The organism is Cypionkella sp. PAMC25878, from assembly GCF_058135695.1.
Window position 1 is genome coordinate 2,022,402 of sequence record NZ_CM176871.1, and the last position, 12,104, is coordinate 2,034,505.

Annotated in this window: 12 protein-coding genes; 4 read left to right on the forward strand and 8 right to left on the reverse strand. The window is 61.5% G+C overall.

All coding sequences use genetic code 11. The features are described 5' to 3' along the window. Window positions 1–22 precede the first annotated feature (22 nt). Complete coding sequence (locus ACS5RD_RS09750; protein ID WP_054007292.1) at window positions 23–931, reverse strand: cation diffusion facilitator family transporter; 909 nt, start codon at window positions 929–931, stop codon at window positions 23–25. A gap of 88 nt (window positions 932–1,019) precedes the next feature. Continuing rightward, window positions 1,020–1,565: an SH3 domain-containing protein gene (locus tag ACS5RD_RS09755; RefSeq protein WP_489931021.1), complete on the reverse strand. Its 546-nt coding sequence runs from the start codon at window positions 1,563–1,565 to the stop codon at window positions 1,020–1,022. Window positions 1,566–1,663: 98 nt separating this feature from the next. Between ACS5RD_RS09755 and ACS5RD_RS09760 the strand changes: the two genes are divergently transcribed. The 3 genes from ACS5RD_RS09760 to ACS5RD_RS09770 all read left to right on the forward strand — a co-directional run bounded on the left by ACS5RD_RS09760 (window position 1,664) and on the right by ACS5RD_RS09770 (window position 3,730). Further along, window positions 1,664–2,650 carry a 2-hydroxyacid dehydrogenase gene (locus ACS5RD_RS09760; protein WP_489931022.1) on the forward strand — a complete coding sequence of 329 codons (987 nt, stop codon included), beginning with the start codon at window positions 1,664–1,666 and terminating at the stop codon, window positions 2,648–2,650. Window positions 2,651–2,652: 2 nt separating this feature from the next. Further along, window positions 2,653–2,949 (forward strand): hypothetical protein, encoded by a 297-nt coding sequence (locus ACS5RD_RS09765; RefSeq protein WP_489931023.1) that lies wholly within the window; start codon window positions 2,653–2,655, stop codon window positions 2,947–2,949. 121 nt (window positions 2,950–3,070) lie between these two features. After that, a complete protein-coding gene (locus ACS5RD_RS09770) occupies window positions 3,071–3,730 on the forward strand; it encodes a TerC family protein (RefSeq protein WP_489931024.1) in 660 nt (219 codons plus the stop codon). Between the two features lie 144 nt (window positions 3,731–3,874). Here the strand turns inward: ACS5RD_RS09770 and ACS5RD_RS09775 are convergent, their stop codons facing one another. From ACS5RD_RS09775 to ACS5RD_RS09795, 5 genes are all read right to left on the reverse strand, one after another. After that, complete coding sequence (locus tag ACS5RD_RS09775) at window positions 3,875–5,116, reverse strand: NAD(P)/FAD-dependent oxidoreductase (protein WP_489931025.1); 1,242 nt, start codon at window positions 5,114–5,116, stop codon at window positions 3,875–3,877. A 64-nt stretch (window positions 5,117–5,180) separates the two neighbouring features. After that, complete coding sequence (locus ACS5RD_RS09780) at window positions 5,181–6,341, reverse strand: iron-containing alcohol dehydrogenase (RefSeq protein WP_489931026.1); 1,161 nt, start codon at window positions 6,339–6,341, stop codon at window positions 5,181–5,183. A 3-nt stretch (window positions 6,342–6,344) separates the two neighbouring features. Beyond that, entirely contained in the window at window positions 6,345–7,724 is a 1,380-nt protein-coding gene (locus ACS5RD_RS09785; protein ID WP_489931027.1) for an aldehyde dehydrogenase family protein, read from the reverse strand. Window positions 7,725–7,796: 72 nt separating this feature from the next. Then, window positions 7,797–9,161 carry a glutamine synthetase family protein gene (locus ACS5RD_RS09790; protein WP_489931028.1) on the reverse strand — a complete coding sequence of 455 codons (1,365 nt, stop codon included), beginning with the start codon at window positions 9,159–9,161 and terminating at the stop codon, window positions 7,797–7,799. A gap of 90 nt (window positions 9,162–9,251) precedes the next feature. Further along, window positions 9,252–10,070 carry an N-formylglutamate amidohydrolase gene (locus ACS5RD_RS09795; RefSeq protein ID WP_489931029.1) on the reverse strand — a complete coding sequence of 273 codons (819 nt, stop codon included), beginning with the start codon at window positions 10,068–10,070 and terminating at the stop codon, window positions 9,252–9,254. 142 nt (window positions 10,071–10,212) lie between these two features. On the opposite strand from ACS5RD_RS09795, the gene ACS5RD_RS09800 reads away from it, so the two are divergent. Beyond that, on the forward strand, window positions 10,213–11,082 hold the full coding sequence (locus tag ACS5RD_RS09800) for a MurR/RpiR family transcriptional regulator (protein ID WP_489931030.1): 870 nt from the start codon (window positions 10,213–10,215) through the stop codon (window positions 11,080–11,082). Between the two features lie 11 nt (window positions 11,083–11,093). Here ACS5RD_RS09800 and ACS5RD_RS09805 read toward each other — a convergent pair whose 3' ends face one another. Next, window positions 11,094–12,020, reverse strand: coding sequence for a DMT family transporter (locus ACS5RD_RS09805; protein ID WP_489931031.1), 927 nt, complete (start codon window positions 12,018–12,020; stop codon window positions 11,094–11,096). Between the last annotated feature and the right edge of the window lie 84 nt (window positions 12,021–12,104).

Below are 12,104 nucleotides of genomic sequence, written 5' to 3' on the forward strand. Positions count from 1 at the left end.
TAAGGCGGGCTAGGACTTTGCCCTAATGGCTCTGCCGCTTGGAGGCGGCGGTGACATCCGCCACATCCTTGTGGATGATCACATCGGTCTGCGGATAGGCCTGCAAAATCGCCCGCCGCAGCGCCGCCCCAATCGCATGGGCGTCGCGCAAAGACTGCTCGCCATCCAACTCGATATGCAGGTTGACGAAGACCTTGCTGCCCGCCATCCGGGTTTTCAGATCATGAAAGCCGCGCACCCCCGGCCAAGCGGCGGCCATATCCGCAATCCCGGTGACAATCGCGGGATCAGCGGTGCGGTCCATCAGCGCATCAAACGCCCCCTTGCCGATCCGCAGTGCCCCCACCGCCATAATCGCCGCCGCCGTCAAGGCCACCACCGAATCGATGCTGCCCAGCCCAAAGCTTTTCGACGCCCAAAGCGAAATGATCGCGCCCATGTTCGGCAGCAGATCGCCCATGTAGTGCAAACGATCGGCTGCCACCACGCGGCTGCCCGTCCGCTTTGCGACGCGACCCTGCCACCACACCAACACCACCGTCAGCGCCACCGAGACGCCCATCACCAGCATCCCCTCGCCTTCGCCAACCAGATGCGCCTCGGTCGGGCCCAACAGCCGCGTCACCGCCGCCCAAGTGATCACCCCGGCCGAGATCAACACGAAAAACGCCTGCCCCAACGCCGCCAGATCCTCGGCAGAACTATGCCCAAAGGCATGGTCCTCGTCCGCAGGCTTGGCGGCATAGATCAGCGCCGCCATAGCGCCCAGCGACACCATCAGATCCATCGCGCTATCGGCCAGCGAGGCCGCCACTGACAACGACCCGGTCGTGCCATAGGCCCAAAGCTTCAGCCCCACCATCACCCCGGCAATCGCCACCGAAGCGAGGCCCGCCGACAGATTCAACTTCATGCTGGCGGATGTGCTCATCTTACGCTCCTAAAACCCGGACCCGCGCCATACCCAAGCCGCCGCTGCAGTGCAAGCACTCTGCGGTCGCAGGCCGAACCGCAGGGCGCTAGTCTAAAATCTCCGCCGGATCGACACCCCAAAGCGATGATTTCAATATCCAGCCCTTTTCACCGCCCGCATTGACCCGACACCAATCAGCGTTACATTCCAGCAGCTTAGCAATCACACCCACTTCCGCCTGAAACGACACCCGCGCCTGCCCATCCGGGCTGTCGCGAAACTCCGCCATATCTTGCGTCACCAGCACCGATCGCGACCCCGACAGCAGGTTGAACTGCATCCAGCCACCCATGCCCTGATAATCTTCCACCCGCCGCCAGCGGTCATATTCGGCGGTGATCCTGAGCGGCATCCCCGCCGTGGTGAACACCCAGTCGATCCGGTGCGTCATCCCCGGCCCGCGCCGCACGTTGCCCTCGCGCCCCTTCAGGCTGACATAGCGCGGCAGCGGCAGATTGGTCACCGGGCCTTTGTTCGGATCGCGCGGGGTTTTGTCATCCGGCGCAGGCGTCATCGGCAGTTCTTCCTGCGCCTGCGCGCCGCCGGCCAGCAAAGCCGCCGTCATCCCCACCAAAAACTGCTTCCTGTTCATCCCGCCGCGCCCCAAATACAGACGGGGGCTTGTACCTTGCCCCGCTTCCCGCCACTTTGCCAAACAATACGCTGATTTGGAAGTGCAGGGAGGCCTTCATGCCCGCAACACGCTTAAACGTTGTCGTGACGCGACGATTGCCAGAAGCCGTCGAGACTCGGATGAAGGAATTGTTCGATGTCGAGCTGCGCGACCCCGACGTGGGCATGAGCCGCGATGACCTCGCAGCCGCGATGCGGCGCTGCGATGTGCTGGTGCCAACGATCACCGATCAGATTGATGCGGGCCTGATCGCGCAAGCTGGCGACAAGCTGAAACTGATCGCCAATTATGGCTCGGGCGTCGATCATATTGATGTCGCAACCGCCCGCCAACGTGGGATTCTGGTCAGCAACACTCCCGGCACCGTCACCGATGATACCGCCGATATGACGCTTGCGCTGATGCTGTCCGTCACCCGCCGCATCCCCGAAGGTCTGGCCGAAATGCAGGCGGGCAAATGGCAAGGCTGGTCGCCGATGGCGCATCTGGGTGGCCGGATCGGCGGTCGTCGTTTGGGCATCCTTGGCATGGGCCGCATCGGCCAAGCCGTGGCGCGGCGCGCCCGCGCTTTCGGGATGCAGGTGCATTACCACAACCGCAAACGCGTGCGCCCCGAGGTGGAAGCCGAGCTAGAGGCGACCTATTGGGAAAGCCTGGATCAGATGATCGCCCGCATGGACATCATTTCTGTGAACTGCCCGCACACCCCCTCCACCTTCCACCTGTTAAACGCGCGTCGGCTGAAATTGCTGAAACCAACGGCGGTGATCATCAACACCTCACGTGGCGAAGTGATCGACGAAAACGCTCTGGCCCGAGGCCTGAAAGCCGGTGAAATCGGCGGCGCGGGCCTCGATGTCTACGAACACGGCACCGAGATCAACCCAACCCTGCGAGAGCTCCCAAATGTTGTGCTGCTGCCGCACATGGGTTCCGCCACGGTCGAGGGCCGCATCGAGATGGGCGAAAAGGTCATCATCAACATCAAAACCTTCGCCGACGGCCACCGCCCGCCAGATCAGGTCGTGCCGGGGATGCTGTAATCATGCTGCGCCTTGCAGCTCTGCTGACGCTTGCCGCCAGCCCCGCGCTCGCCATGCTGTCGCCGTTTTATGACAGCGCCGAAAAGATCACCACGATCCTGCAAGACGCGGCGGTTGCAGATGCGCTGCGTCAGGCTCCAATCGGTGCGATCAGCAACACGGGCAGTTTCTCCGATGGGGCCGATGAATGGACGGTGCGCACGCAAGAGTGCGATCTTGTGCTCAAGTTGATCGCTAAGCCGCCCGGTATGCCGGGCAAAACCACCTATAGCGTCGAAATCACCACACTTTGCCCCTGAGGTGGTGGTTGCAAAGCTGCTTTCGGGCTGAACCGATGGAATTGGCTTTGAAAGCTGGGTTGAAATACACTTGGTCAGCCCTTACCTAGCCCGCAACAACAACACGCAAACCGGGACGGACATGGAAATCTTCACTTATCCGGGCTTTATTGCCCTGCTTCAGGTCATGGGGATTGACCTTGTCCTCGCGGGCGACAATGCCATCGTGATCGGCCTCGCCGCTGCGGGCCTGCCGAAAGATCAGCGCAACAAGGCCATTCTGGTCGGCATCATCGCGGCCACCATCATGCGGATCGGTTTTGCCCTGATCACCACGCATCTGTTGGCGATTGTCGGGCTGTTGCTGGCCGGGGGCATCCTGCTGCTCTGGGTCTGCTGGAAGATGTGGCGCGAGCTGCAACAGGGCCACGGCAGTGACAATATGGCCGAGGAATCGCTGACCGACCGCGATCTGAACGCCGATGGAACCGTCGCAGGCGGCGCGCCGCGCAAGACCTTTGCGCAAGCCGCGTGGCAGATCGTGATTGCCGACATTTCGATGAGCCTTGATAACGTGCTGGCTGTGGCGGGCGCCGCGCGTGAACATCCGACCGTGCTGGTGATCGGCCTTGTGCTGTCGATCGCGCTGATGGGCCTTGCCGCGACGTTTATCGCGCGCCTTTTGAACAAGCACCGCTGGATCGCCTATGTCGGCCTTGCGATCATCGTCTATGTCGCGCTGAAAATGATGTGGGAAGGTTGGCACGAAGTGCAGCCTTTCGTGCTGGCGCATCTGGGCTAAGACCACTGGCATCTGCCGCGAAAGCCGCCCTTCGTTTGGGGCGGCTTTTTGCTGTCACGGGTTGAAGTGTTAAAAATCTGTTAACGGCGCTAGATCAACTATCTGATATAAAGGTATAAAAAAAGGTCCCGAGTTGGGACCACCTTAAAACCTGCCGGGCAAATACGGCGTCAAATCCAATTCCGGCTGCCGCCCCGCTACCAAATCCGCCACCAATCGCGCCGTGATCGGGGCCAAGGTCAGCCCGATATGCCCATGCCCGAAAGCATGGATAACCTCCGCTCCAGCCCGGCTCGGCCCAATCACTGGCACCGAATCCGGCATCGAAGGCCGGAACCCCATCCACTCCCGATCCGGCGCGCCGAGGTCTGGGAAAATCACCCGCGCCCCCTCCACCAGCTTCCTGATCCGATGTGGCGATGGCCCAGCCGTCAGCCCCCCCAACTCCACCGTCCCCGCCACCCGTAGGCGGCCACTCATCGGACACAAATAAAACCCGCGTGCCGTCGGACAGGCAGGCCGGGTCAGGCGCGGTGAGGCCATATCCCACTCCACATGATACCCCCGCTCGGTATCCAGTGGCACGCGATCCCCCGCCTGCAACGCCAGTGCTTTCGAATGCGCCCCCGCCGCGATGATCACCCTTCGCGCCCGCAGCCGCAAATCCGGCCCCTCCACCACGATGCCATCGAACTGCCGCGTGATCGTGCGCGCCTCGGCCCGCACAAACGCGGCGCTTTTACCGATATGGGCGGCGAGGGTCTGCACCATCAGCCCCGGATCGGACAGAAACACCGCCTTCGGGAAGAACGCAGCCCCACCTTCCACGGCAGGCAAGCCCGGCTCCATTCCCGCCAGCACATCCGGCGAGATCAGCTCCACCGTGATCCCATGGCTGCGCCGAAACGCCATATCCGCCTCGGCGGCTTTGAAGCTGGCGGCAGTCTCATACAGATACAGAGCCCCCTTATGCTGCATCAGAGCCGAGCCGCCAATCCGTTCCGCCAAGCCCTGCCAACTGGGGCAGGCATCGGCGACCAGCGCCGCAATCGCCGCCGCATTGCGTCGGGTGGGGGCGGGCAGGGATTGCATGGCAAACCGCGCCAGCCACGGCAGCAGCGAAGGCAAGGCCGCGCGGCGGATGGCGAGGGGGGAGTTCTTGTTCAACAAAAGCGACGGCAGGTTGCGCAAAACATCCGGGCTGCCCACCGGCATCACCGCATAGTCGGCGATAGTGCCGGCATTGCCATAGCTCGCCCCCATACCGGGCTGGCCGGGATCCACCAGCACCACCTCGCGCCCTTCAGCCGTCAAAGCCTCGGCAATAGCAAGCCCGACGACCCCCGCCCCAAGGATCGCAATATCAGTGGTGACGTACTGGGTCATTCTGGGTCCGTAGGTAAAGGCGGCGGTTTCTGCGGTTTAAAGGCTGAAACCGCCGCTTTTCAAGTTACATGCAAGCCTCGAACAGCGCGCGGGTGTTTTCCCGCGTCATAGCAACCGGGTTGCCGCCGCAGGACGGATCTTCCAGCGCCATTTCCGTCAGCATGTCGAGATCCTCGCGCTTCACGCCCATCGCGGTCAGGTTGGCGGGGATGTTCAACTCGGCCCGCAAAGCCATCACAGCGGCGCGGAAGCCATCGAAACCACCCTTGATGCCAAGATAGGCGGCGGCTTTCTCGATGCGGTCCTCAATGGCCGCACGGTTCATGTCCAGCACCATTGGCATCACCACAGCGTTGGTGGTGCCGTGATGGGTGCCATAGACTGCGCCGACAGGGTGGCTGAGGGAATGGATCGCGCCCAGACCCTTCTGGAAGGCCACCGCCCCCATCGCTGCTGCCGACATCATATGCGCGCGGGCATCGAGATCGTTCGGGTTGGCGTAGACTTTCGGCAGGTTCTCAAACACCAGCCGCATGCCTTCCAAGGCGATGCCTTGGCTCATCGGGTGATAGAACGGCGAGGAATAGGCCTCAAGACAATGCGCCAGCGCATCCATGCCGGTGCCAGCAGTGATGAATTTCGGCATCCCCACCGACAGGGCCGGATCGCAGATCACCACCACGGGCAGCAGTTTGGGATGGAAGATGATCTTTTTCTTATGCGTCGCCGAGTTGGTCAGAACGCCTGCGCGACCAACTTCCGAACCCGTGCCAGCGGTTGTCGGCACCGCGATGATCGGGGCGATTTTGCTGGCATCGGCGCGGGTGTACCAGTCGTCGATATCCTCCAGATCCCACACCGACAGGTCTTTGCGCTGATGCGCCATCAGGGCGATCATTTTGCCAAGGTCGAGGGCCGAACCGCCGCCAAAGCAGATCACGCCATCATGGCCGCCCGCGAGATAGACCGCGATTCCGTCTGCCATATTGGTTTCATTCGGGTTCGGATCGACTTCGGAAAACACCGCAGTGCCAAGACCGTGGGCTTTCAGGATGGCTACGGCTTCGGCGGTGATCGGCAGGCTGGCCAAAGCCTTGTCGGTGACGAACAGTGGTTTTTTCACCCCTGCGGCGGCGCAATGTTCGGCCAGTTCGCTGATGCGGCCAACACCAAATTTGATCGCGGTGGGGTAGGACCAGTTCCGGTTGGGGACAGAGTGGGTCATGGTTTAGACTTTCTTCAGATGGTAGGATTTCGGGCGGGTGACCGAGAGGAAACCCAAGTAAGACAGGCTGCCGCCGCGCCCGGTGTCTTTGCAGCCGGTCCAGCACAGCGCGGGGTCGAGGTAGTCGGCGCGGTTCATGAAGATCGTGCCGGTTTCAATCTGCGCGCCGAGTGCGGCGGCGGTGTCGTAATCCTCGGTCCAGATGCTCGCGGTCAGGCCATAGGGGCTGTCGTTCATCAATTTGATGGCTTCGGCATCGTCCTTGACCTTCATGATGCCGACGACCGGGCCGAAGCTTTCCTCCATCATAACCCGCATCGAATGATCCACGTTCACCAGCACTTGCGGCGCAAGGTAGGCGCCGCCGTCATCAGCCGGGAACAGGGCAGGGTCGATCAGGGCCTTGGCACCTGCGGCCACGGCTTCGGCTATCTGGCCGCGCACCACGGCGGCGAAACGTTTGTTCGCCATCGGGCCGAGGGTTGATGAGGCCTCAAACGGATTGCCGAGTTTCAGGGTCTTCACCCAAGCCACGGCCTTTTCTACGAAGGCATCGTAGAGCGATTCATGCACATAAATCCGCTCGATGCCGCAGCAGCACTGGCCCGCGTTGAACATCGCGCCATCCATCAGGGTATCGACGGCGGCATCCAAGTTCGCATCGGCGCGGACATAGCCGGGATCTTTGCCGCCGAGTTCAAGGCCCAAGGGCGTGAAGGTGCCCGCAGCTGCGCGTTCAATCGCCTGACCGCCACCGACCGAGCCGGTGAAGTTGACGAAATTGAACGCGCGGTTGGCGATCAGATGTTCGGTGGTTGCATGGTCGAGGACGACATTTTGGAACACATCGGCGGGAATGCCCGCGGCGTGGAAGGCTTCGGCCAAACGCTCGCCCACCAGCATGGTTTGCGACGCATGTTTCAGAACAACCGTGTTTCCGGCGATCAGGGCGGGAACAAGGGTGTTGATCGTGGTGAGATAGGGATAGTTCCAGGGTGCTACGATAAACACCACACCCAAGGCTTCGCGCGCGAGGTAGCGGCGGAATTTATCGCTGTCTTCAACGGTTTGTGGGGCCAAGGTGGTGGCTGCAATCTCGGACATATATTCCGTGCGTGCATTGACGCCGCCAAATTCGCCGCCAAAGCGGGTGGGGCGGCCCATCTGCCACGCCAGTTCCTCGACGATGGTTTCGGCATTGGAGTTCAGATTAGCAACCCCGGCTTTCACCAGTGCAATACGCTCTGCCAAGGGGCGCGCGGCCCAGCCTTTTTGTGCGGCGCGGGCGAGGGCAACGGTGGCTTTCGCAGCCTCCAGCGTCAGCGGTGTCCTCTCGGCATAGACCGAGCCGTCCACCGGGGAAATCAGTTGAATTGGTTTCATAGCTTACCTCGTAGGGTGGGGTTTCACCCCACCGTTCATGCGATAGGTGGGGTAAAACCCCACCCTACATATTTACGCGCGTTCCAGCAGGCGCTGGATTTCAAAATCGGTCACCACGCGGTCGGTTTCCGAAATCTCCCACTGGGCGGCGTGGTGGTAATGCTCCACCACATCATCGCCAAACGCCTTGCGGTACATCGCCGATCCGTGCAGCAAATCGGCGGCTTCGCGCAGGTTGTGCGGGATTTCCCGCACATCGCCTGCGGTGTACATATCGCCCTGCATTTCGGGCTCCAACTCCAGCTTCTGCTCGATGCCGTCAAGGCCCGCGGCGAGCAGGGCGGCGCAGGTGAGATAGGGGTTCACATCGCTGCCGGGGATACGGCACTCCACCCGGATCGCTTTGGTATGCTCGCCACAGACCCGGAACCCTGCGGTGCGATTGTCGGCAGACCAGACGGCTTTGGTGGGCGCAAACATGCCCACGGTGAAGCGTTTGTAGCTGTTGACATAGGGGGCGAGGAATACCGTCATCTCGCGCGCATAGGCCAGCTGCCCCGCGATATAGTGCTTCATAAGCTGGCTCATGCCGTGCTTGTCTTTTTTGTCATAGAACGCAGGCTTGCCGTCGAGCGTCCACAAAGATTGGTGGCAATGCGACGACGACCCCGCCTTGCGGTGATCGTATTTCGCCATAAAGGTCACCGACTTGCCCTTCGACCAAGCGATTTCCTTGATGCCGTGCTTGACGATGCTGTGGTTGTCGGCGGTGTCCAGAGCGTCGGAGTATTTGTAGTTCACCTCCTCTTGCCCCGCATCCGCCTCACCCTTGGAGTTTTCAATGGTGATGCCTGCACCATAAAGCCCGTTGCGCACGGCGCGCATCACGTCTTCTTCCTTGGTGGTCTGGAAGATGTGGTAATCTTCATTATAGGCGCTGACGGGTTTCAGCCCGGTGAAATTGCTGTCGCGGAGGGATTCGTAGCTGTTTTCAAACAGATAGAATTCCAGCTCCGTCGCCATCATCGCATCGAAGCCCATGGCGCGGGCACGCTCCACCTGACGCTTCAGGATGTTGCGCGGCGCGTGGGGCACCGGGTTGTGGTGGTGATCCAACGTGTCGCCCAGCACCATCGCGGTGCCTTCCAGCCATGGCACCCGGCGCAGGGTGCTCATGTCGGTTTTCAGGATGTAGTCGCCATAGCCCGTCTGCCAGTTCGAGGCTTTATAGCCCTGAACCGTGGTCATCTCCATATCAACGGCAAGGAGATAGTTGCAGCAATGCGTCTCCTCCCATCCGCCATCGACGAAGAATTGCGCGTGAAAGCGCTTGCCCATCAGGCGGCCTTGCATGTCGATGCCAGCCACCAGAACGGTGTCAATTTCGCCAGCCTTCACGGCGGCTTTAAGCTCAGAAAGTGTCATATTGCCGGGCATGTCCGGGATCTCCGCTGTTGAGTTCCCCGTCTGGTGCGGGGTCATGTGCATTTGGGGCCAAAGCCCCGCCGAGAAGCCTTTAGCCGCGCGTCAACTGGCCTTCGCCTGCCGCTGGATTTCCACCAGACCCATGTTCAATACAGCCGCCAACTGATCCGCCATCACCTCGGCGGCCTCTGGCGTTGCAATCAGATCGTTGCGGATTTCCAGCATCGCATTGGGCAAGCCATAAGGCGTCGCCTGCACGCGCAAAGTATGCGTCACATCATCAGCCGCTGAATAGGGCGCGTTCAATTCGGCTTGCAGCCCGGTCAGCTTATGCGCGGCGTTCAAGATCGCCACCGACAGATGCGGGTCGGCATCATGGATCACGCCGAACTCCACCCGGCGGAGCTTGTCGTGATAGATCGGGGTGAAGGAGTGGATGGTGATCATCACAGGCTGCAGCCCCAAAGCGATGCGCTTGGCGATCAGGCTGTGCAGGCCGTTGGCCCATGGCAGATACACGGCTTCGGTCCGCGCCAGCCGCTCACTGGCCGAGATCGTGGCATTGCCGGGAATGTCGTGGATTTCCGAGCGTACAGGCATCGCCCCCGGCATATCCGGCGCACGGTTGCAGTCATAGACAAGGCGGCTCACCGGGGCGTGGATCAACACTGCACCCAAGCGCTGCGCGAGGCCGCGAGAGACCGCCAAAGCGCCGGGGTCCCAGGCGATATGTGCCATGCGCTGCGCAGGCGTCAGCCCCAGATCGCCCCACGCAGGCGGGATATGGTTGCAGGCATGTTCGCAGACCAGAATGATCCGGCCAGCGGCCTCGACATTCTCGATCACAGGCAAAAATGCGTCGACCAGCGGCACGGGCGCTTTGGGGGGCGCAGGCGTTTTGAGTTTCGTTGCACCTCGCATGGCGTCGAGTCATCCCCTAGAGTTGCTCCAAGGCTCACCTTTTGCCGCAGTTCTGTCAAGAATGTTTCTTTCGGGGCGGCGCTGATACAATCTTTTCCAAACCCTACAATTTGCGCTAGGCTTGGCGAAAGAGGAGGCCGCGATGGATGCCAGACTAAGTTTAGACGAGCAACTGCGCGCAGCTTTGCCCGATCTGACGCGGGCCGAGCGGCAACTCGCCACGCATGTGCTGTCGCATTACCCGGTGGCGGCTTTGGGCTCGATCACCATTCTGGCAAAAGCTGCATCCGTGTCCACGCCGACGGTGGTGCGGCTGGCACAAAAGCTGGGCTATAAGGGTTATCCCGATTTCCAAGCCGCGCTGAGGGGCGAGGTCGAGGCGATGCTGATCTCGCCCCTCGCCAAGCATGATCGCTGGGCGGGTGGCGTGCCCGACACGCACATTTTGAACCGCTTCGCCGATGCGGTGATGAGCAATCTGCAAGCCACCTTGGGCCAGATCGACCATGCCGAATTTGACGCGGCCGCCCGGTTGTTGGCTGACCCGGCACGGCATGTCTTCGCGATGGGCGGGCGGATCACTCATTCGATGGCGGATTATTTTACCTCGCTGATGACGATTGTACGGCCTGAGGTGACGCTGCTGTCGGACAGTTCGTCGACTTGGCAACCCGCGCTGCTGGATATGCGGCCAAGCGATGTGTTGTTGGTGTTCGACATCCGCCGCTATGAAAACGCGGTGCTGCAAGTGACGGAAATGGCAAAGGAACGCGGGGCTGAGATCGTGCTGATCACTGATCGGTGGATTTCCCCGGCTTCGGCGCATGCGCGGCACACCTTGGCCTGCCATATCGAAGCGCCCTCGGCTTGGGACAGCAACGTGTCGCTGATGGTGCTGGTAGAAACGCTGCTGGCAGCGGTGCAAGATCTGACATGGGATGTCACCGAAGGCCGGATGAAGCGGTTAGAGGAGCTCTATGCCCGCACAAGGTTCTTCCGCCGTCACCGTTAGACCCCCTGAGTTCATCCTCTGCGCTCAAATATCCTCGGGGTGAGGCGTGCCACGCCGAGGGGGCGAGCCCCCTGCACGCGCTGAAACCGCCCGCCATAAGCGTTCAAAAGCACTGCCGCCAGCAATACCGCGCCGCCAATCAGCGTGCCGCGCGACACCGTCTCGTCCAACAACAGCCAAACCCAAAGCGGGGCCAGCAGCACCTCAACCAGCGACAGCAATGTCGCCTGCGCGGCGGGCACTACTTTGCTGCCAATGGTATAAAGCAACATGCCGCCCGTCAGCGTCACTGCCCCCATCAGCGCCGAAATGGCAATCTCGGGCAGCGGGATCAGCACGGCTTTGCCAAGGATTGCCAAAGCCACCGCCCCGGCGATCATCGAGAAAAACCCGCCCAAGGCCACCGCAGGCAGCATGTTGGCGAGCCTGCCCCAGCGCAATGTCACGGTGAAAATTGCAAACCCAAGCGCCGAGACCAAAGCGGCAATATTGCCGTCCATCGCCCCCCCTGCAAGGCCGCCGCCGACCATCACCAGAATGCCCAAGGCGGCGAGAGCAATGGCAAACCATGTAAGCCCGCTCACGTCTTCGCCCAGCAACACCTGGCCCAAAATCGCGGCACACAACGGTGAGGCCGCAAACAGCAGCACGGCATTGGCGACGCTGGTGGCTTGGAACGCATAGATCGCGCCCGAGAAAGCCATCACCAGCCCAAGGCCACCCAGCACGCCGGCCCAGCCGACCGAGCGGATTTCAGTCATGATGCTGCCGCGTGCGGCAAGCCCGATCCAAATCGCCAGCACCGGCAACATCCCCGCCGAGCGCCAGAACAGGATCGCCCAAGATCCGGTATCTGGGATCAGCCGGATGATCAGCCCCTGCGTTGACCACAGCACCCCGGCAAGGATGATCAAAATTGCGCCGCTCAGATATGACATTGCCGCCCCCGTTTGCGGCAAGTTGGGCGCGACGGCGGCGCAGGTCTGGCCCAATCGCGACCTTTGCCGCATTGATCCCACCGA